Consider the following 20928-nt stretch of genomic DNA (forward strand, 5'->3'; position numbering starts at 1 on the left):
CCCGAACTGTGATTTGAGACGGCTTTTTTATCGAATTAAGTAAGCGGCTTGCTAATCATCAACTGCCAAATTTTAGAATTCAAAACTATCTTCTTCCTTTTCAATGAAGAAATATTGGCTGTCATAATTTTGAGCTTTGGCACCAAAGCAATTAATAAAAGTATGTTCTCCCTGACAATGCATCGGCACCAGCAATCCCGTTTTAATCCGTTGCAAAAACAAGATAACCCCATCTGCGAAATCAGCTCCGAGGCGTGGATCGAGAGGGAACATCGCCACATCCAAAACAGGCACTTCTCCTGCAAGAATATTTAGCTCATCCTGATAAAATCTTTCTGCGTCTGCAATTTCTTCCGGCGTCGATTCTTCTTTCCAGTGCCAGTCATTAAAATCACCTGCATGAAAGATTTTTTTGCCTCCGGCTTCAACATAAAACGAAACACCCTGGTCGGTTGACCCATAAGCCTTCACATATATTCGGTCGTCCTGATAAACCCCGCCTTTATTTAAAAAGAATCCATCAGATGACAGGCATTGCTTTTCATCGAGTATATCCTTGGAAAAAATATACTGAATATCCTTTCTGACAGTGCTCCACTCTAATATTTCCTTGTTAAAATGGTCGTGGTGCGCATGAGAGGCAAACACATATACCTTTCCTTTTAGGTCTGGCAAATGTCGCATCAGCCAATTATTCGCAGAATCTTTGTAATAATCAAAAATCAGTGTAATATCAGTTGATTCAATTACAAAACAACTATGAAATACATAAGTTAATTTCATATACCGTAAATCATTAAGAAAAATTTCCATTATTTCGTTTATTGCAACATCAACTATTTCCCAGTTTACCCCAAAAAGAACCTTTGCACTGACAAAAATACATATTCTTCACCAGAAAACAAGAAAGCCGTCCCTTTCGAGACGGCTTTCATCTTATATTAATTAAGAAGATTATTCGGGCAATACAGCCTTGCGAGCTTCAGTAATGCGTTCCATTTCATCAACAGAACCAACAATCATCTTATCAAATTCGCGTTGACCTGTACCGGCAGGAATCAAATGGCCGCAAATAACGTTTTCTTTCAAACCTTCCAGCTTGTCAATCTTACCGTTAATAGCAGCTTCGTTCAACACCTTAGTAGTTTCCTGGAACGATGCAGCCGACATAAAGCTGCTTGTTTGCAATGCGGCACGAGTAATACCCTGAAGTACCTGACTTGAAGTAGCAGGGATAGCATCGCGGGCTTCAACCAAACGTAAGTCTTTACGTTTCAAAGAACTGTTTTCGTCGCGCAACTTGCGTGCAGTTACAATCTGACCAGCCTTCAAAGTTTGAGAATCACCCGGATTAACAACCACTTTCTTACCCCACAAACGATCGTTTTCTTCGAAGAAATCGTTTTTATCGATCATTTGTTGCTCGAGGAAGCGGGTATCACCCTGATCAAGAACTTCTACCTTGCGCATCATCTGACGCACAATTACTTCGAAGTGCTTATCGTTGATCTTCACACCCTGTAAACGGTATACATCCTGAACTTCGTTCACAATATATTCCTGAACAGCGGTCGGCCCTTTGATTGCCAGAATGTCTGACGGGGTAGTTGCTCCATCGGATAAAGCGGTACCTGCGCGTACATAATCACTTTCCTGAACAAGAATTTGTTTTGAAAGTGGTACAAGATATTTCTTCACCTCGCCCATCTTAGAGGTAACGATGATTTCACGGTTACCACGTTTGATTTTACCGAACGAAACTTCACCATCGATTTCAGCCACAACGGCAGGATTTGACGGGTTACGAGCTTCAAACAGCTCAGTAACACGGGGGAGACCCCCGGTAATATCACCCGCTTTACCAACAGCGCGAGGAATCTTAACCAACAATTGACCAGCCTTGATCATATCGCCTTCATCGAGCACCAAGTGAGCTCCCACCGGTAAGCTGTAGTTACGTAATGGAGTTCCGTCTTTATCTACCACGTGAACGGTCGGGATCTTGGTCTTATCTTTCGATTCGATAATAATCTTTTCACGCAAACCGGTAGCTTCATCCGATTCAACCTTAAACGTTGTATTCTCGATAATATCCTGAAATTCGAGTTTACCACCCATTTCCGAAATAATTACGGCATTGAACGGGTCCCATTCACAAAGCAGCTGTCCTTTCTTAACCAAATCGCCATGTTTTGTATACAATTTCGCACCGTAAGGAACGTGCTGATTGGTCAAAACAATCTTGGTACGCGGATCGATCACACGCATTTCGGTCAAACGACCAACTACTACCTGATATGGATTACCGTTTTCGTCGATTGCATCAACGCTACGGAGTTCTTCAATTTCGACAATACCGTCGTAACGGGAAGTGATATTTGATTCAGCAGCAATATTCGAAGCGATACCACCCACGTGGAATGTACGCAACGTAAGCTGAGTACCCGGCTCACCAATTGACTGAGCAGCAATAACACCAACAGCTTCACCTTTGTGAACCATCTTACCGGTTGCAAGGTTACGACCGTAACATTTGGCACAAACACCTTTTTTAGACTCGCAAGTCAACACCGAACGGATTTCAACACGTTCGATCGGAGAATCCTGAATAGCCTGTGCAATATCTTCGGTAATTTCTTCTCCTGAACGAACGAGGATATCTCCCGTTAACGGATGCTGAATATCATGCAAAGATACACGACCCAAAATACGTTCGTAGAGAGAAGCGATTACTTCTTCATTATTCTTAAGTTCAACAGCTGTCAGACCACGCAATGTACCACAGTCTTCTTCGTTGATAATAACATCTTGTGAAACGTCAACCAAACGACGAGTCAGGTAACCCGCATCAGCCGTTTTCAGAGCGGTATCCGCCAAACCTTTACGAGCACCGTGGGTAGAGATAAAGTACTCTAACACCGATAGACCTTCTTTAAAGTTTGCCAAAATAGGGTTTTCAATAATCTGACCACCTTCGGCACCTGATTTCTGAGGCTTAGCCATCAAACCACGCATACCCGAAAGCTGACGAATCTGTTCTTTAGAACCACGAGCTCCTGAGTCCAACATCATGTAAACTGAGTTAAACCCTTGGTTGTCGCTCGAAAGCTGTTTCATCAAAATATTTGACAATTTCGAGTTAACGTGTGTCCAGGTGTCGATAATCTGATTATAACGTTCGTTATAAGTGATGAAACCCATGTTGTAGTTATTCATGATTTCTTCAACTTCGTTATAACCTTCCTGTACCAACGCTTCTTTTTCAGCCGGGATGATAACGTCTCCAAGGTTAAAGGAAAGACCACCCTTGAACGCCATCTTGTAACCCAAATCCTTAATATCATCAAGGAACTTAGCTGTTACAGCCACACCACATACCTTGATAATGTTACCGATGATATCACGTAACGATTTCTTTGAAAGCAATTCGTTAATGAAACCCATCTGAGTAGGAACACATTTGTTGAAGATAACACGACCGACAGTTGTTTCGATCAGCATTTCTTCCAGTTCTCCGTTTTCATTCAGGTCATTGTGGCGTACTTTAATCTTTGCGTGAAGAGCAACACGGCCTTCATTCAAAGCGATTTCTACTTCTTCAACACCATAGAAAGTCATACCTTCGCCTTTTGCTCCGGGACGCGGTTTTGTAATGTAGTACAAACCGAGTACCATGTCCTGAGAAGGTACGGTGATAGGAGCACCATTGGCAGGGTTCAAAATATTGTGAGCAGCAAGCATCAACATTTGAGCTTCAACCACAGCTTCGTTGCTTAATGGAAGGTGAACAGCCATCTGGTCACCGTCAAAGTCAGCATTGAACGCAGTACAAGCCAACGGGTGGAGCTGAATAGCTTTTCCTTCGATCATCTTAGGTTGGAATGCCTGAATACCTAAACGGTGAAGAGTCGGAGCACGGTTAAGTAATACCGGATGACCTTTCATTACATATTCCAGAATATCCCAAACCACCGGATCCTTACGATCAATGATTTTCTTAGCTGATTTAACCGTTTTTACGATACCGCGTTCTATCAGTTTACGGATAATAAACGGTTTATAGAGTTCGGCTGCCATATCTTTTGGCAAACCGCATTCATGCATTTTCAATTCAGGACCAACGACGATAACCGAACGAGCAGAATAGTCGACACGTTTACCAAGTAAGTTCTGACGGAAACGTCCTTGTTTACCTTTCAAACTGTCAGACAACGATTTCAAAGGACGGTTAGCATCTGTCTTAACCGCACTTGCCTTACGTGAGTTATCGAACAATGAATCGACAGCTTCCTGAAGCATACGTTTTTCATTACGCAAAATTACTTCCGGTGCTTTAATTTCGATCAAACGTTTCAAACGGTTGTTACGAATAATCACACGACGGTACAAATCATTGAGGTCGGAAGTTGCAAAACGACCACCATCAAGAGGCACCAACGGACGAAGTTCGGGAGGAATAACCGGAAGAACTTTCAGAATCATCCATTCCGGTTTATTGCGTAGACGTGAAGCACGGAAAGCTTCAACCACCTGAAGACGTTTCAGGGCTTCGGTTTTCTTTTGTTGAGAAGAAGTTGTACTACCAATATGACGTAGATCATACGAAAGACCGTCAAGGTCTATTGTCTGAAGCATGTCATAAATGGCGTCAGCTCCCATTTTAGCAAGAAACTTGTTAGGATCTGTATCGTCCAGTTGTTGATTTTCGCGTGGTAATTCGTCAATCAAATCGAGATACTCGTCTTCTGATAACAATTCACCTCTTACGATGTTTTCTCTTCCTTCAAGAATACCCGGCTGGATAATCACGTATTTTTCATAATAAATGATAGAATCCAGTTTCTTTGTCGACATACCTAACAGATAGCCAATTTTATTTGGCAACGAACGGAAATACCAGATATGTGCGATAGGCACCACCAAACTGATGTGTCCCATTCTTTCACGACGCACTTTCTTTTCTGTTACTTCCACCCCACAACGGTCGCAAACGATACCCTTATAACGAATACGTTTGTATTTACCGCAATGACATTCATAATCGCGAACCGGTCCAAAGATACGTTCGCAAAAAAGACCATCGCGTTCCGGTTTGTATGTACGGTAATTGATCGTTTCTGGTTTCAGAATTTCGCCGTGAGACATTTCAAGCATCTCTTCGGGCGACGCTAAACCAATCGTTATTTTGCTAAAATTGCTCTTTATCTTATTTTCTCTGATAAAAGCCATAGTTTTATTTTATTAAAGTTCTCCTGCCTCTTCTTGAGGCAAGAGAATTTTCGTTTTTTGAAGAATGTAATTTATTACCGAATGGTTCTACAGGAGGAATTATTCCAAGTGCACACTCAATCCGAGACCCTGCAATTCGTGCAGCAATACGTTCAGAGATTCTGGTAATCCCGGAGTCGGCATCGGCTCTCCTTTCACAATTGCTTCGTAAGAACGTGCACGACCTACAACGTCATCAGATTTAACAGTCAGAATTTCCTGCAGAATATGGGCGGCTCCAAATGCTTCCAGAGCCCAAACTTCCATTTCCCCAAAACGCTGACCACCAAATTGAGCTTTACCACCAAGAGGCTGCTGGGTAATCAACGAGTACGGACCAATAGAACGTGCGTGCATCTTGTCTTCAACCATGTGACCCAGCTTCAGCATGTAAATAATACCAACTGTAGCCGTTTGGTCAAAACGTTCGCCGGTTCCACCGTCATACAAATATGTTTTACCATAGTTAGGAACACCAGCTTTGTCGGTCCATGCGTTAAGGTCTTCAAGGGTCGCTCCATCGAAGATAGGTGTAGCAAATTTCACTCCCAGGTTTTTACCAGCCCAAGCAAGAACAGTTTCAAAAATCTGTCCCAAGTTCATACGGGAAGGCACACCCAGCGGGTTCAATACAATATCTACAGGAGTTCCATCTTCAAGGAACGGCATATCTTCCTGACGCACGATTCTTGATACAATACCCTTGTTACCGTGACGACCGGCCATTTTATCACCAACACGGATCTTACGTTTCTTAGCGATATAAACTTTAGCCAACTGTACGATACCTGAAGGCAGCTCGTCTCCGATCGTAATATTGAATTTCTTACGTTTGAGTTGAGCGTCGAGTTCCTTGTATTTCTTCAAATAGTTCACAATCACTGCCTGAATCATTTCGTTACGATGAGTATCAGTTGTCCAGCGACTTACATGAACCGTAGTATAATCAATATCGTTCATTACTTTTTGGGTAAACTTGCTTCCTTTCGGAATCAGGTCTGTACCTAAAAAGTCTTTCACTCCTTGCGATGTTTTATTCTGAGTAAGGGTTACCAGTTTCTCAATCAACTTCGCTTTCAAAGCTGCTGCTTCTTTTTCGAATTCTTCTTCTAATTTAGGAAGCACGGCCTTGTCTGCAAGACTCGATTTTCTGGTTTTCATTGCTTTTGCAAAGAGATTTCTTCCAATAACAACTCCTCTTAAAGAAGGAGACGCTTTGAGAGAAGCATCTTTAACATCGCCAGCCTTATCACCAAAAATAGCACGCAACAATTTTTCTTCCGGAGAAGGATCTGATTCCCCTTTTGGAGTAATTTTACCAATGAGGATATCACCGGGAGCTACGTGGGCACCTATACGGATAATACCGTTTTCGTCCAGGTCACGGGTTGCTTCTTCACTCACGTTTGGTATATCGGAAGTAAGTTCTTCCATACCACGTTTTGTTTCACGAACTTCAAGAGAATATTCGGTAACGTGAACTGAAGTAAAGATATCATCGCGCACCACACGTTCGTTGATTACGATAGCATCCTCAAAGTTGTAACCTTTCCAAGGCATGAATGCCACTTTCAGGTTACGTCCCAAAGCGAGTTCACCTTGTTCGGTAGAGTAACCTTCTGTCAGTATCTGACCTTTGGTTACACGGGTACCTTTTTCAACGATAGGACGAAGGTCCATCGTTGTTTCCTGGTTAGTCCGCTGGAATTTCGGGATAATATATTCTTTAACCGAATCATCGAAGTTGACAAATTCTTCATCTTCAGTGCGGTCATATCGAATTACGATACGTTTTGCATCAACAAATTCAACCACACCATCTTCTTCGGCCATGATTTGCGTACGAGAGTCCTGAATCATCTGACCTTCAATACCTGTCCCAACGATAGGTGCCTCGCTACGAAGCAATGGTACTGCCTGGCGCATCATGTTCGAGCCCATCAACGCACGGTTAGCATCATCGTGTTCGAGGAACGGAATCAATGAAGCCGCAATAGAAGCAATCTGAGTCGGAGATACATCCATCAACTGAACTTCATTCGGCGCAATTACAGGATAATCAGCGTCCTGACGAGCCTTAACGCGAGAACGAACAAAGCTACCATCTTCATTTAACGGAGCATTTCCCTGTGCAATAAGCTTGCCATCTTCTTCTTCGGCAGTCAGATAAACAATACCAGTTCCAGAAATATCAACTTTGCCCTCTGAAACTTTACGATAAGGAGTAACAATAAAGCCCAGATCGTTAATTTTAGCATACACACAAAGAGAAGAGATCAAACCAATGTTTGGACCTTCAGGTGTTTCAATAGGACAAAGACGTCCATAGTGAGTATAGTGTACGTCTCGAACCTCAAACCCTGCTCTTTCACGTGAAAGACCACCAGGCCCAAGAGCTGACAAACGACGTTTGTGCGTAATCTCGGCCAAAGGATTGGTTTGGTCCATGAACTGCGACAACGCATTTGTTCCGAAGAACGTATTAATAACCGAAGAAATTGTCTTCGCATTAATCAAATCAGTTGGAGTAAACACCTCATTGTCACGCACATTCATACGTTCACGAATTGTACGAGCCATACGGGCAAGTGCAACACCAAACTGATTGTACAATTGTTCGCCAACAGTTCTTACACGACGATTGCTCAAGTGGTCAATATCATCCACTTCAGCTTTCGAATTGATAAGTTCGATGAGGTATTTGATAATTTCAATGATGTCTTCCTTCGTCAGAACTCTGACATCCATTTCTGTTGTAAGGTTCAGTTTGCGGTTAATACGATAACGACCTACCTCTCCGAGGTCATAACGTTTGTCAGAGAAGAACAAACCATTGATAACTTCACGAGCTGAAGTATCATCGGCAGGTTCAGCACTACGCAACTGACGATAAATATATAAAACTGCATCACGTTCCGAGTTACTCGGGTCTTTTTGCAGTGTATTGTAAATAATACTAAAATCGCTTTGATTTTGTTCTTCTTTATGGAGAAGAATTGTTTGGGTGCCCGAATCAATGATCGCATCGATGTGGCTGTTTTCCAAAATAACCTCACGGTCAATCACCACCTCGTTACGTTCGATGGAAACAACTTCACCGGTATCTTCATCCACGAAGTCTTCGTTCCATGATTTCAGGACACGAGCAGCGAGCTTGCGTCCAACAACCTTTTTCAGGCTGCTTTTGTTAACCTTAACTTCTTCTGCAAGATTAAAGATTTCAAGAATATCTCTGTCACTTTCGTAGCCGATAGCACGAAGCAGAGTTGTTACAGGTAATTTCTTTTTACGATCGATGTAAGCATACATCACGTTATTGATGTCCGTTGCAAATTCAATCCAGGCACCTCTAAACGGAATAATTCTTGCTGAATATAATTTTGTTCCGTTGGTATGTACACTCTGACCGAAGAACACACCCGGAGAACGGTGAAGCTGCGAAACAACAACACGTTCGGCACCGTTTATCACAAACGTGCCTTTTTCTGTCATATAGGGAATAGTACCCAAATATACATCCTGAATAACAGTATCGAAATCTTCGTGTTCAGGATCCGTACAATAAAGCTTCAGTTTAGCCTTTAAGGGTACGCTATGAGTCAAGCCTCGTTCAATACATTCTGGAATAGAGTAACGCGGAGGATCTACAAAGTAGTCTAAAAACTCAAGGACAAAGTTGTTTCGCGTATCAGAAATAGGAAAATTTTCTGCAAAAACGTTAAACAGGCCTTCATTTTTCCTTTTTTCGGGAGGAGCGTCCAGTTGGAAAAAGTCCTGAAATGATTTTAGTTGAACCTCAAGAAAATCCGGATAATCTAACGGACTTTTGATTGAGGCGAAGTTTATTCTTGGGTTTGCTGTATTGGACATCATTGGGAAGGAAAGTTTGATTGAACTTAATTAGCCGATACTCTGCTAAGAAATTAATTCAGTACTGTAGTCTAAAAATAAAGATGGAAAAGAAGGATAAAAAGACAAACTGAGGTTCAAATTTCGTAGCGAGTTGTTGAATTAATAGCACAAATGTATATTCAATAAATTGCCTTTTATAAGCAACCAGTTAATTAAACCAAAATGAATAACATTATACGCAAAAAGGTTTAGAATCTCATCAACATGAGATTCTAAACCAAATGCCTGTAATCAGGGTGTGTTATTTAAGCTCAACTTCAGCTCCGCCTTCAGTAAGTTGTTTTTTCAAAGCTTCTGCTTCGTCTTTAGCAACACCTTCTTTGATTGCGCTAGGAGCACCGTCAACTAAGTCTTTTGCTTCTTTCAAACCAAGGCCGGTAAGTTCTTTTACAAGCTTAACGATAGCCAACTTGTTTGCGCCAGCTGATTTCAAGATAACATCAAAAGATGTTTTTTCTTCTTCAGCAGCAGCAGCGCCTGCAGCAGGAGCAGCAACAGCAACAGCAGCAGCTGCGGGTTCGATACCGTATTCGTTTTTCAAAATTTCGGCCAACTCGTTTACTTCTTTAACGGTCAAGTTAACCAATTGTTCTGCAAATGCTTTCAAATCTGCCATGATGAGATATTTTTAAAAGTTTGGATTGATTTTTTGTTTTGTTTTTTATCGTTCTGACAACGTTTGTAATACGCCGTGAAGAGTGTTTCCTCCTGATTGGAGTGCAGATACCACGTTCTTAGCAGGCGATTGCAGCAAGGCAATAACATCTGCGATAAGTTCGTTTTTGCTCTTGATGTTAATCAAGGCTTCGAGCTGATCGGCTCCAACATAGAAACTTTCTTCTACATAAGCTGCCTTCAAAGCAGGTTTTTCCAGCTTATTAGTTTTGCTAAATTCTTTGATCAATTTAGCAGGAGCATTTCCAGTGTTAGAAAGCAACAATGCAGATGAACCTTTCAATGAATCAAACAACGGGCTGAAATCTGTGCCTGTCGATTCAAGAGCTTTCATAAGTAACTTGTTTTTAACGACCATCAATTTGATCTCTTTGCTAAAACAAGCCTTACGGAGCTTACTTGTATCTTCAGCGTTAAGTCCTTCGCTGTTAGTTACATAAAAATGGCTGTATGATCCGATTGTTTCTTTGATTTGCTCTATGATGACACTTTTATCTTCCTTTTTCATACACTACAACTTTTTTAGTTTTCTTCAACCGATTTGGGGTCAATCTTAATACCAAGACTCATTGTACTTGAAAGATAAATGCTCTTCACATAAGTACCTTTAGCCGTAGAAGGCTTCAATTTGATAAGCGTATGGATAAATTCCTTAGCATTATCAGCAATTTTTGAAGCATCAAACGACACTTTACCAATGGATGTGTGAACAATACCGCTTTTATCAACTTTAAAGTCAATCTTACCTTGTTTGACTTCTTGTACTGCTTTACCTACTTCATTGGTAACGGTACCACTTTTAGGGTTAGGCATAAGGCCACGAGGACCCAGCACACGACCCAGTGCACCAATTTTACCCATGATTGCAGGTTGAGTGATGATAACATCGATATCAGTCCAACCTCCTTTAATCTTTTCGATATATTCGTCAAGACCAACATAATCAGCGCCTGCAGCTTTCGCGTCGGCTTCTGCATCAGGTGAGCATAAAGCAAGAACCCTTATTTGCTTGCCGGTTCCGTGAGGAAGAGAAACTACACCGCGAACCATCTGGTTAGATTTACGCGGATCGATTCCCAAACGCACGTCAACGTCAACAGAAGCATCAAATTTGGTCGTCGTGATTTCTTTTACCAATTGTGCTGCTTCCTTAAGCGAATAGGCTTTCCCGGGTTCAACCTTGCTGTTTGCCAACTTTTGATTTTTCGTCAGTTTACTCATTGTTGAATTTCTTTTTAATTATTTACCGGGAGCTTCTCCTTTGACTGTAATACCCATACTACGTGCTGTTCCTGCAACCATCGTCATTGCTGATTCGATTGTGAAACAGTTCAAGTCAACCATTTTGTCAGAAGCAATAGTCTGCACTTGTTCCCAAGTGATTTCAGCTACTTTCTTACGATTTGGTTCTGCAGAACCTCCTTTTAACTTAGCAGCTTCCATCAACTGGATTGCTACCGGAGGAGTCTTTACAACAAAATCGAATGACTTGTCTGAGTAATAAGTAATAACAACAGGTAAAACTTTACCTGCTTTGTCTTGGGTTCTGGCATTAAATTGCTTACAAAACTCCATGATGTTGATCCCTTTGGAACCCAGTGCAGGGCCAACGGGAGGCGATGGATTTGCAGCCCCGCCTTTTATCTGTAATTTGATAAGTCCAGCAACTTCTTTTGCCATGATTTGATTAAATTAAAATAATTATTACCAGAGTGAGGTTCGTAACAACCACTACTCTTTTTCCACTTGCATGAAACCTAATTCTAAAGGAGTCTTACGCCCAAAGATCTTCACCATAACTTTGAGTTTCTTCTTTTCGTTATTTACCTCTTCGATAATTCCGCTAAAACCACTGAAAGGGCCAAATGTTACTTTGACACTTTCTCCTATCGAATACTCGAGTGTGATATCTTCACCAGCCTCTTGTAATTCGTCCATTGTTCCAAGAATACGATTGACTTCCGAAGAACGAAGGGGAGTGGGTTGGTCGTTTGTACCGCCCAAAAAGCCTAAAACATTAGGCATTTGTCTGAGACGGTGAGCAACGTCGCCCACAATGTTAGCTTCGACGAGAACGTAACCGGGAAGATAGCTTCTCTCTTTCGTGATCCGCTTTCCGTTACGTACTTGAACTACCTTTTCGGTTGGTATCAAGACTTGAGATACATATTGACCAAGGTTGGTGTTTTTGAGTTCTGCCTCAACATACTCCTTTACCTTGTTCTCTTTGCCGCTAATAGCACGTAGCACGTACCATTTCTTTGCAGACTCAGCCATTTTCAACCTCCTAGATAATCTGTTTGTAAATAAACTTCATGACACTTTCGAACCCTAAGTCCATGACCCATACTACCACTGCAATAACAAGGGAAGCAACTAAAACTACGACTGCACTGTTAGTAAGTTCTTTGTAAGATGGCCATGAAACCTTATGCACGAGCTCGGTGTAAGCTTCTTTACAATAATTGATGAATCTTTTCATAGCGAAGTGTTTTTTTTAGCACGGGAGGTACGACTCGAACGCACGACACTCGGTTTTGGAGACCGATGCTCTACCAACTGAGCTACACCCGTGTATTTTTTAATTTCTTCTTTTTCTGAAGAGTTGGAGAATAATCCTGACAGGAAAATTCCTGTCAGGATTTATTTGTGATCAGAATCTTTGTCAATAGCTCAACGCCATGGATTCAAAAACCCTGAGTTGCTTTATTAGTCAAGCAGTTCGGTGATCTGACCTGCACCTACTGTACGACCACCTTCACGGATAGCGAAACGCAAACCTAAGTCGCAAGCTACCGGATAGATCAATTCTACAGTGATTGTCAAGTTGTCACCTGGCATAACCATTTCTGTTCCTTCCGGCAAAGTGATTTCACCAGTTACGTCCAATGTACGGATGTAGAACTGAGGACGGTATTTGTTGTGGAATGGAGTGTGACGACCACCTTCTTCTTTTTTCAGGATATAAACCTGAGCTTTGAAGCGAGTGTGAGGTTTAACTTTACCCGGGTGAGTAATAACCATACCACGTTTGATTTCGTCTTTGTCGACACCACGAAGCAACAAACCTACGTTGTCACCAGCCTGGCCATCGTCCAAAATTTTACGGAACATTTCAACACCGGTTACAACAGATTTTTTACCTTCTGAACCAAGACCGATGATCTGAACTTCTTCACCTGTTTTGATAATACCTGTTTCGATACGACCTGTTGCTACAGTACCACGACCTGTGATAGAGAACACGTCTTCAACCGGCATCAAGAAAGGTTTATCAGTATCGCGCGGAGGCAGTGGAATCCATGTATCAACAGCTTCCATCAGTTCCATAATTTTATCTTCCCATTCAGCAACACCATTCAAACCACCCAAAGCAGAACCACGGATGATAGGAGTATTGTCACCATCAAATTCATAGAAAGAAAGCAATTCACGCATTTCCATTTCTACGAGGTCGAGCATTTCAGGGTCGTCAACCATATCGCATTTGTTCATGAAAACAACCAATTTCGGAACGTTTACCTGACGAGCCAAAAGGATGTGTTCACGTGTTTGAGGCATAGGACCATCAGTAGCAGCTACTACGATGATAGCACCGTCCATCTGAGCAGCACCAGTAACCATGTTCTTTACATAGTCGGCGTGACCCGGACAGTCAACGTGAGCATAGTGACGGTTAGCTGTTTCGTATTCAACGTGAGCGGTGTTGATAGTAATACCGCGTTCTTTTTCTTCCGGAGCGTTGTCGATAGAATCGAATGAACGCATTTCAGAAAGACCTTTTTTTGCTAATACAGTCGTGATCGCAGCTGTCAACGTTGTTTTACCGTGGTCTACGTGACCGATGGTACCGATGTTAACGTGCGGTTTCGTCCTGTTAAAATGTTCTTTTGCCATAACTCAGAAAATATTATTTATTAATAAATAGATGTGGTTACCATCGTACTGTTTGAGCTGTTGATGGGAATTGAACCCATGACCTCTTCCTTACCAAGGAAGTGCTCTACCCCTGAGCTACAACAGCAAAGTGTTTTACATTTGTCTATTGACAATTACTCCGGCCTGAGCCGGAGTAATTTTTGTAAAACCTGGAGCGGGAAACGGGACTCAAACCCGCGACCCTCAGCTTGGAAGGCTGATGCTCTATCGACTGAGCTATTCCCGCAAAATACATTAACAACTTATCCGTTGACAATTTACGTATCTCTTTATAAAGACAAATCGCAAATGGGGTGGGCAGTGATGGATTCGAACCACCGTAAGCGTAAGCTAGCAGATTTACAGTCTGCCCCATTTGGCCACTCTGGTAACTGCCCTAAATTCTTTATTAGAAAAGATAATCAATTATCTTCTATCGAAGATTAATTTCCAAAAATGTAAAAGATCGTTATCTTTAATTATCTGTTCAATTTCCTTTCGAGCCTCTTGTCGGATTCGAACCAACGACCCCGAGATTACAAATCACGTGCTCTGGCCAACTGAGCTAAAGAGGCGTCTCGATTTTTCAATCAAAAGCCGTCTTAACTACTTCGTTAAAACGGCTTGCAAATGTAGATGTTTTTTTCAGAAGTACCAAATCTTCCTTGGTTTTTCTTTCAAAAAATTTTATTTTTCAAAACAGCTCTCTCAATTAATTAAAAATCAGAGAGCTATTCTACATTTCCAACTGTACTGTTTATTAATTTGCGGGTTGTTTAATTTTTTCTTTGTGTCGAATCACTTGTTTTTCGATCGCATCCACTGCAGTATCGACTGCTTCTTCGAACGTATCACATACTTTTGATGCGAAAATTTCATTTCCAGGGATGTTAATTTTCACCAAGGCTTCCTTGTTGGCAACAGCTTCCGGCTTTACCACTTTCAAAATAACTTCCGCACTCAGTATTTCGTCAAAGAACCTGTCGAGCTTAGATACTTTCTTTGTAATGTGTTCTTCCAATTTCTGGCTAGCCTCAAATTTGATGGCTTGAATTCTAATGGTCATGGTTACCTCCTTTTTTTTGCCCTTGGATGGGCTTGTTGATAGATGGAATGCAACTGATCAAAGGTCGTATGGGTATAAATCTCTGTCGCCGACAGATTACTATGTCCCAACAGCTCTTTCACCGCATTCAGTTCTGCCCCGTTATTCAATAAGGTTGTTGCAAATGTATGCCTTAACACATGAGGACTTCTCTTTTTTACAGGAGTAACCCCGGTAAAAGCATTTCGCACCTTATTATATATGAATTTCGGATAAACTTCGGCTCCATTATTAAGGACTATAAGCCGCTCCGCAATATTTTCTTCTAAAAAAGCATCTCTTTCTTTAATATATCTGGCAATCAAATCTGCCAGTAATTGGCCGAAAGGAACAATGCGTTCTTTATTTCGTTTCCCCAGCACTCTGAGTGTACGTTTGTTCAAATCAACATCACCATCTTTTAAGCCTATAAGCTCTGCCCGCCTGATACCAGTCTGATAAAAAAGCTCGACAATTAACTTATCTCTCAAATGTTCAAAATCATTCTCGATGATGTTTTCTGAGACAAAATTAACTTCATTTTCCCGAAAAACCAAAGGTAATGGCTTTTTTATTTTAGGAGAAATGAGTTTTTTTGTTGGGTTATTCGTACACAGACTTTTATGTGAGAGAAAGCGGTAGAACGACTTGAGAGCGGATAGTTTTCTATTGACGGTTCTGGCACTATCGCCAGTTTCCATCAAGCTAATAATCCATTCGCGAATGGAAAGAGGAGTCACCTGCTGCGGATCAAAACTGTCTGACTCCGGATCTAAGAACCGGGCAAATTGTTTTATGTCGTTATGATACGACAAAACGGTATGAGAAGAAGAATTCTTCTCATACCGTAAGTATTCTATGAATAGGTCGATCATGCAACAAAATGGATTTGATGCAAAGATAACCTAAAACCGCAAATAAAAAAGCGGTTTATTCTTGGTTCTGATGTAATTGTTGAACGTAGGCAGCATGGATCAGCTCTTCACGACGAACAACTGACGGTTTCGAAAAAGCCTGACGTCTTCTCAATTCTTTTACCACACCTGTTTTTTCGAATTTTCTTTTGAATTTCTTCAAGGCTTTTTCGATGTTTTCGCCTTCTTTTACTGGAACTACAATCATTGTTTTAGCGAATTGTGTTTATATTATTTCTGATTATTTCGGGCTGCAAAGGTAGAGAAAGGTTTTTGATTCTGCAATATTTTCTCAGAATATTTTCTCAGATTCCGATTAATTCCGTTCTTCTACATTTACGATCCTATCATGTGAATTGGTTTTCAATGGATTACAATCCAATTCCGCCTGACTTTTTCTTAGCAGCGTCACCATCAGGCACAGGTTCTCTTTTCTTAACCTCTTTACCGGCATTAAAATGATAGTTCACTTCAACAAAGGTCAGGTTCTTAATCAAATTCAAGCTTGCCCGCGACATCTGGTAATAGCTTCCAGCTTCGGTAACATTGGTCTGTTCATATTTCAACCCCATTTTTACAGGAGGCATATACATGAGCGTTATGTTCAGCTTTTGTTTCATCAGAGATTTATTGATAAACAAAACTATCAAATCATTATTGTTTGACGTATATCCCTGAATAGCAGCATCTTTACACAACTGTTTTTGTAACACAGCTCCGGCTGTAAGTCCGATTTTCGGATTTACATAAACCAACGTCGAATTAATCAACGAGTTTCTAACGGTCGTGCCCACGCCATTAAATTCAAGATGGTTTTTATAAAAATCCATCCAGTTTTGCCAGAAAATTGTTTTGCTTAAAGGAAGTGTAAAATTGAGCTGTACACCGTAACGTTGATACAAATCAGCATTTACATTACTGATGTAATAATACTTTCCTACATTGGAAACAAAAGACGCAATCCGTCTGTTATCAAAATGATAATATGGCTCAATTGTAATAAAATTCATTATATGAAATTCCAGTCCAAGCTTTTGGTAAATAGCAGTTTTCAGATCCGGATTACCCACATTCCATGTCAAAGAGTCGGATGCCGTCTTAAATGGAGTCAGCTGATCCATGGACGGATAATCCGCAAATGTATGGTATTTTGCCACGACATTAAATTTGGGGCTTGCCGTATACTGCAAGTTAAAATAAGGAAGAAAAGCGCTTACATTTCTTGACTCACCCAAATAATTCTGATGATAGGTTTCCAAAACTCCACCACCTTTCATCTTCCATTTTTTTAACGGCTGGTAACTTACATACATCGAAAATCGATTTTTCAGTTCATCATACGAAAAGGAGGTTCCTGATAATTTATTCGTATTGCTTTGGCTTTTCAGACCATATCCAAGCTCCATGGACAACAACGGATTAAACTGATAAGTGTAGCCTGCATTGAAACGAATATAGTTACTGGATTTATTAATATTGCTCGCAGACAAAAAGTTATCCTGTTCGTATGTATTATCCGACACTCCACTTCCGAATCCATAACGCAAATCCGATGTCAACGAACTCTTTTCTCCGAATTTTCCGTTATAGGTAATTGTTGTGGTAAGCGAATTATTATGCCCTTTCTGCATAGATTCTGACGTACTTCGACTAAGAAAAACACCGTTATTTGAATTGGTCAGATTATTAAGAAATGATTGATTTTGCTTATCTCCGCTCCAGTTTACCTCCGCAGATATTGTCTGGTTTTTACTCAGCATATAGTCACCGCCCAGGCTTGCGCTTCCACTGGCATCTTTTATCCGCCCATTAGGGTTATCAAAATCAAACGGATCCGAAGCTGTCGTTATATTACCATACTTCTTAATATTATCGAATGGCAAACAAAAATTATTTCCATACCCCCATCCCGACATATAAATATTGTATTTCTTATAGGTATAGGTAAGATTCATATTGCCATAATCCTGAACGAACCACTGCGAACCATTACTGCCTGCCACATCAAAAAAGGAAGTATTTCCGACATAGAAATCAACCCCCGAATAATCTTTCTTGAGCACAATATTAATAACCGCCGTATAACCGTCAGTTGCATATTTACCTACCGGATCCTTTATCACTTCAACCCGTTCAATCCGGTCGGGCGAAAGGGTCTTGGCCATTTGCTGATCTTTTTCAACACCATCAATCAAAATCAGCACCTTTGTACTACCGTTGACACTGATTGACTTGTCATACCGGTTATAATTCACCCCGTTCAGCTTACCCAGCAGTTCCTGCGACGAAGCTGTGCCCGCCTTCAATTCTTTTGTAATAGTAAAAACATCACGATCAATCTTGTTTTGCCTTGCGCTGCCTTTTATCGCAACCTCATTTAGTTGCTTAGAATCCTCTTCCATCAAAAGAGTTCCCAGATCACGATCCTTAAATGCCATCTCCAGATTCTTATATCCCAGATAGCGAATTCGGATTTTGCCGGTCTTTGCCGGTGGGGTAATTTCAAAGTATCCTTTTGAATCAGTGATACACCCTATCAGCAAACTGTCGTGCGCCGATAACAACTCTACGGTTGCAAACTCAATTGGCTGCCTAGTTTGGCTATCCTTTACCGTTGCCGAAATATCAGCTGCACTTTTTGCAGATACCGACATTACACAAATAGTTATCAACACAGATAACGATAAGAAAAAACGTTTACTCTCCATACCTATTAAATTAATTGATTTAACTCTTTAGCGATCCGACATTTCTCTATAAAACAAAACAGCCCACATTCGTTTGATGTTATTATCTTCTGATTTGACTAGAGCCACCTAAATAATAGGACCGTTCAAACACCCTCTACCCTAATCATTCAACTATTTATTTTTGCTCTCAAACAGAATTTCTGTTTTGGTGTACTACTTCATTAATACACCGCAAAGATATGCTACTTTTTGCAAGCTTCAACCACGAAAATCCAATATTAACTTATTTTAATTTTACATTCATTAGAAAACCAGCATTCAAACAATAGAACACCTCAAAAATTTAGTCAATTAGCATTCAAATTTCACTAAAACCAAGAAAAACAAGACCATAAAACCATCAATATCAATAAGTCCAAATTCAAAAAATTAGTTTTCACAATTACCCAATTCGTTAAAAGAGAGAGGCAAAAACAAAAAAAGAACAGAGGTGATTGCATCACAATTTTTTTTTCGTACCTTTGCACGGTTTTTAATGTCGAGTCCGAAGTGGGAAAATTTGATACATATATCATTCCGTTAAAGTCCTTAAGTGCCGGTAATCACAGCTTTGAATACCAGCTCAATAACGACTATTTTGCAAAGATCGACAGTCCTGAAGTCCGTAAAGGCGATATAAAAGCTGTCGTTAACGTAAAGAAAACAGGGAATACATTTGAAATAACATTCAATTTGGATGGCATTGCAATACTACCTTGTGACCGTTGCCTCGACGATATGGAACAACCGATTTCTTGCAAAGAAAAGATTTGCGTAAAATTCGGTAAGGATTTTTCCGATGAAGATGAAGTGGTAATTGTTCCTGAAGACGAAGGCGAAATAAACATTGCATGGTTCCTGTACGAGTTCATTGTACTTTCGATACCAATAAAGCATGTACATGCCCCGGGCAAGTGCAATAAGGCAATGTCGGCGAAGCTCCGGAATCACCGGGCCCGCAACATAAATGACAACGATGATGAAAATCTCGAAGATGAGAATGAAGATTTAACTGACAACGAAGAAAGCGGCAATGATCCCCGCTGGGACAAGTTGAAAGATATATTCGATAACGATTAAAATATTTTAAAATGGCACATCCTAAAAGAAAACATTCGAAACAACGCACAGCAAAAAGACGTACTCACGACAAAGCCGTTGCTCCGACTTTAGCAGTTTGCTCAAACTGTGGTGCTATGCACATTTATCACACAGTGTGCGGCGCTTGCGGTTACTATCGCGGTAAATTAGCTATTGAGAAACTTGCAACCGTTTAATTTGTCGTTTGTCAATTGTGCAGACAAAAAAGAATTTGCCCTAAAACAAGTTGTTTTTAGGGCGAATTTTTTTAACTAACACCAAAACCAAATGAAAAAATTACATGCAAAAATAACCGGCATGGGAGCTTACGTTCCCGACTACATCCTGACAAACGACGAGTTGTCCCAAATGATGGACACCAACGATGAATGGATAATGACCCGTATAGGTGTTAAAGAACGTCACATTCTTAAAGAAGAAGGACTTGGCACTTCATACATGGCAGGTAAAGCCGTTAAACAATTGCTGAAAAAGACCAATACAAAACCGGAAGAGATTGATGCATTGATCTGTGCAACAGTTACTCCCGACCATATGTTTCCTTGCACTGCTGTATTAACAGCCGAATTGGCAGGGATTAAAAATGCATACACGTTTGACCTGAATGCAGCTTGTTCCAGTTTCACTTTCGGACTCACGACTGCTGCTGCTCTCATTGAATCAGGTAGATATAAAAAAATAATATTGGTAGGTGCAGACAAAATGTCTTCATTTGTTGACTACACCAACCGCGCAACAGCTCCTATTTTCGGTGACGGAGCAGGTGCTGTATTACTTGAACCGACTGAAGAAGAAATCGGATTTATTGATAGCAAACTTTACTCTGATGGTATCGGCTATCCTCATCTTCACCTGAAAGCCGGAGGATCTGCAATTCCTCCTTCTCACGAAACTATCGACAACAAAGAACACTACATATATCAGGAAGGCCAGGTTGTTTTCAAACATGCCGTTAGCAAAATGGCTGACGTTTCCGTAGAAATTATGGAACGCAACAATCTGAGTCACGACGATATTGCATGGGTTGTACCTCACCAGGCTAACCTGCGAATCATCGATGCCGTTGCTAACCGCATGGGTGTAGATAAAGACAAAGTGATGGTGAATATTGAAAAATATGGCAACACCACATCTGCAACCTTACCATTGTGTCTCAACGAATGGGAACCTAAACTCAAAAAAGGTGACAAAATCGTTTTAGCCACATTCGGAGCCGGCTTTTGCTGGGGCGCAGCCTATATCATCTGGGCTTACGACGGTAAAGAATCATAAAACGAGTGCCATTGGGACACCTCAATCGCTCAACAAAAATAATTCAACATTAGTT

Annotated in this window: 17 protein-coding genes and 5 tRNA genes; 3 read left to right on the forward strand and 19 right to left on the reverse strand. The window is 40.9% G+C overall.

Translation table 11 applies throughout. The features are described from left to right. Positions 1-72 precede the first annotated feature (72 nt). From PJIAN_RS09515 to PJIAN_RS09605, 19 genes are all read right to left on the reverse strand, one after another. On the reverse strand, positions 73-813 hold the full coding sequence (locus tag PJIAN_RS09515; protein ID WP_084252356.1) for an MBL fold metallo-hydrolase: 741 nt from the start codon (positions 811-813) through the stop codon (positions 73-75). 141 nt (positions 814-954) lie between these two features. Then, positions 955-5229: a DNA-directed RNA polymerase subunit beta' gene (gene rpoC, locus PJIAN_RS09520; protein ID WP_068704399.1), complete on the reverse strand. Its 4275-nt coding sequence runs from the start codon at positions 5227-5229 to the stop codon at positions 955-957. A gap of 99 nt (positions 5230-5328) precedes the next feature. Beyond that, a complete protein-coding gene (rpoB, locus tag PJIAN_RS09525) occupies positions 5329-9141 on the reverse strand; it encodes a DNA-directed RNA polymerase subunit beta (protein WP_068704401.1) in 3813 nt (1270 codons plus the stop codon). Between the two features lie 280 nt (positions 9142-9421). After that, complete coding sequence (rplL, locus tag PJIAN_RS09530; protein ID WP_068704403.1) at positions 9422-9796, reverse strand: 50S ribosomal protein L7/L12; 375 nt, start codon at positions 9794-9796, stop codon at positions 9422-9424. 45 nt (positions 9797-9841) lie between these two features. Next, the gene (gene rplJ / locus PJIAN_RS09535; RefSeq protein WP_068704405.1) at positions 9842-10363 is read right to left on the reverse strand and encodes a 50S ribosomal protein L10; all 522 of its coding nucleotides are present in this window, start codon (positions 10361-10363) and stop codon (positions 9842-9844) included. Between the two features lie 14 nt (positions 10364-10377). Further along, positions 10378-11076, reverse strand: a complete 699-nt coding sequence (gene rplA / locus PJIAN_RS09540) for a 50S ribosomal protein L1 (RefSeq protein ID WP_068704406.1) — start codon at positions 11074-11076, stop codon at positions 10378-10380. An 18-nt stretch (positions 11077-11094) separates the two neighbouring features. Beyond that, on the reverse strand, positions 11095-11535 hold the full coding sequence (gene rplK, locus PJIAN_RS09545; RefSeq protein ID WP_068704408.1) for a 50S ribosomal protein L11: 441 nt from the start codon (positions 11533-11535) through the stop codon (positions 11095-11097). A 51-nt stretch (positions 11536-11586) separates the two neighbouring features. Then, a complete protein-coding gene (nusG, locus tag PJIAN_RS09550) occupies positions 11587-12132 on the reverse strand; it encodes a transcription termination/antitermination protein NusG (RefSeq protein WP_068704410.1) in 546 nt (181 codons plus the stop codon). Between the two features lie 10 nt (positions 12133-12142). Beyond that, entirely contained in the window at positions 12143-12337 is a 195-nt protein-coding gene (gene secE, locus PJIAN_RS09555; RefSeq protein ID WP_068704415.1) for a preprotein translocase subunit SecE, read from the reverse strand. A 19-nt stretch (positions 12338-12356) separates the two neighbouring features. Beyond that, positions 12357-12429: transfer RNA gene (locus PJIAN_RS09560), tRNA-Trp, on the reverse strand. 135 nt (positions 12430-12564) lie between these two features. Then, complete coding sequence (gene tuf / locus PJIAN_RS09565) at positions 12565-13752, reverse strand: elongation factor Tu (RefSeq protein ID WP_068704416.1); 1188 nt, start codon at positions 13750-13752, stop codon at positions 12565-12567. Positions 13753-13807: 55 nt separating this feature from the next. After that, positions 13808-13879: transfer RNA gene (locus tag PJIAN_RS09570), tRNA-Thr, on the reverse strand. A 65-nt stretch (positions 13880-13944) separates the two neighbouring features. Beyond that, a tRNA-Gly gene (locus PJIAN_RS09575) sits at positions 13945-14020 on the reverse strand. A gap of 68 nt (positions 14021-14088) precedes the next feature. Beyond that, a tRNA-Tyr gene (locus tag PJIAN_RS09580) sits at positions 14089-14171 on the reverse strand. 103 nt (positions 14172-14274) lie between these two features. Further along, a tRNA-Thr gene (locus tag PJIAN_RS09585) sits at positions 14275-14348 on the reverse strand. A gap of 185 nt (positions 14349-14533) precedes the next feature. Then, positions 14534-14839: a ribosome hibernation-promoting factor, HPF/YfiA family gene (hpf, locus tag PJIAN_RS09590; RefSeq protein ID WP_068704417.1), complete on the reverse strand. Its 306-nt coding sequence runs from the start codon at positions 14837-14839 to the stop codon at positions 14534-14536. A 2-nt stretch (positions 14840-14841) separates the two neighbouring features. Further along, positions 14842-15732, reverse strand: a complete 891-nt coding sequence (locus PJIAN_RS09595; RefSeq protein ID WP_068704418.1) for a tyrosine-type recombinase/integrase — start codon at positions 15730-15732, stop codon at positions 14842-14844. A gap of 55 nt (positions 15733-15787) precedes the next feature. Then, a complete protein-coding gene (gene rpsU, locus PJIAN_RS09600; protein ID WP_068704419.1) occupies positions 15788-15979 on the reverse strand; it encodes a 30S ribosomal protein S21 in 192 nt (63 codons plus the stop codon). 163 nt (positions 15980-16142) lie between these two features. After that, complete coding sequence (locus PJIAN_RS09605) at positions 16143-18479, reverse strand: TonB-dependent receptor (RefSeq protein WP_084252357.1); 2337 nt, start codon at positions 18477-18479, stop codon at positions 16143-16145. Between the two features lie 531 nt (positions 18480-19010). Here PJIAN_RS09605 and PJIAN_RS09610 point away from each other — a divergent pair. The 3 genes from PJIAN_RS09610 (at position 19011) to PJIAN_RS09620 (ending at position 20873) form a co-directional block, all read left to right on the forward strand. Then, complete coding sequence (locus PJIAN_RS09610; RefSeq protein ID WP_068704422.1) at positions 19011-19580, forward strand: YceD family protein; 570 nt, start codon at positions 19011-19013, stop codon at positions 19578-19580. An 11-nt stretch (positions 19581-19591) separates the two neighbouring features. Continuing rightward, entirely contained in the window at positions 19592-19777 is a 186-nt protein-coding gene (gene rpmF / locus PJIAN_RS09615; protein WP_068704424.1) for a 50S ribosomal protein L32, read from the forward strand. Between the two features lie 91 nt (positions 19778-19868). Beyond that, complete coding sequence (locus PJIAN_RS09620; RefSeq protein WP_068704426.1) at positions 19869-20873, forward strand: beta-ketoacyl-ACP synthase III; 1005 nt, start codon at positions 19869-19871, stop codon at positions 20871-20873. The last annotated feature ends 55 nt before the right edge of the window (positions 20874-20928 follow it).

Source organism: Paludibacter jiangxiensis, from assembly GCF_001618385.1.
Taxonomy (GTDB): domain Bacteria; phylum Bacteroidota; class Bacteroidia; order Bacteroidales; family Paludibacteraceae; genus Microbacter; species Microbacter jiangxiensis.

Excerpts from the sequence above, each read along its gene's own strand:
- PJIAN_RS09515 (WP_084252356.1), bottom strand. The coding sequence starts at position 813 with ATGGAAATTTTTCTTAATGATTTACGGTATATGAAATTAACTTATGTA.
- rpoC (WP_068704399.1), bottom strand. The coding sequence starts at position 5,229 with ATGGCTTTTATCAGAGAAAATAAGATAAAGAGCAATTTTAGCAAAATA.
- rpoB (WP_068704401.1), bottom strand. The coding sequence starts at position 9,141 with ATGATGTCCAATACAGCAAACCCAAGAATAAACTTCGCCTCAATCAAA.
- rplL (WP_068704403.1), bottom strand. The coding sequence starts at position 9,796 with ATGGCAGATTTGAAAGCATTTGCAGAACAATTGGTTAACTTGACCGTT.
- rplJ (WP_068704405.1), bottom strand. The coding sequence starts at position 10,363 with ATGAAAAAGGAAGATAAAAGTGTCATCATAGAGCAAATCAAAGAAACA.
- rplA (WP_068704406.1), bottom strand. The coding sequence starts at position 11,076 with ATGAGTAAACTGACGAAAAATCAAAAGTTGGCAAACAGCAAGGTTGAA.
- rplK (WP_068704408.1), bottom strand. The coding sequence starts at position 11,535 with ATGGCAAAAGAAGTTGCTGGACTTATCAAATTACAGATAAAAGGCGGG.
- nusG (WP_068704410.1), bottom strand. The coding sequence starts at position 12,132 with ATGGCTGAGTCTGCAAAGAAATGGTACGTGCTACGTGCTATTAGCGGC.
- secE (WP_068704415.1), bottom strand. The coding sequence starts at position 12,337 with ATGAAAAGATTCATCAATTATTGTAAAGAAGCTTACACCGAGCTCGTG.
- tuf (WP_068704416.1), bottom strand. The coding sequence starts at position 13,752 with ATGGCAAAAGAACATTTTAACAGGACGAAACCGCACGTTAACATCGGT.
- hpf (WP_068704417.1), bottom strand. The coding sequence starts at position 14,839 with ATGACCATTAGAATTCAAGCCATCAAATTTGAGGCTAGCCAGAAATTG.
- PJIAN_RS09595 (WP_068704418.1), bottom strand. The coding sequence starts at position 15,732 with ATGATCGACCTATTCATAGAATACTTACGGTATGAGAAGAATTCTTCT.
- rpsU (WP_068704419.1), bottom strand. The coding sequence starts at position 15,979 with ATGATTGTAGTTCCAGTAAAAGAAGGCGAAAACATCGAAAAAGCCTTG.
- PJIAN_RS09605 (WP_084252357.1), bottom strand. The coding sequence starts at position 18,479 with ATGGAGAGTAAACGTTTTTTCTTATCGTTATCTGTGTTGATAACTATT.
- rpmF (WP_068704424.1), top strand. The coding sequence starts at position 19,592 with ATGGCACATCCTAAAAGAAAACATTCGAAACAACGCACAGCAAAAAGA.
- PJIAN_RS09620 (WP_068704426.1), top strand. The coding sequence starts at position 19,869 with ATGAAAAAATTACATGCAAAAATAACCGGCATGGGAGCTTACGTTCCC.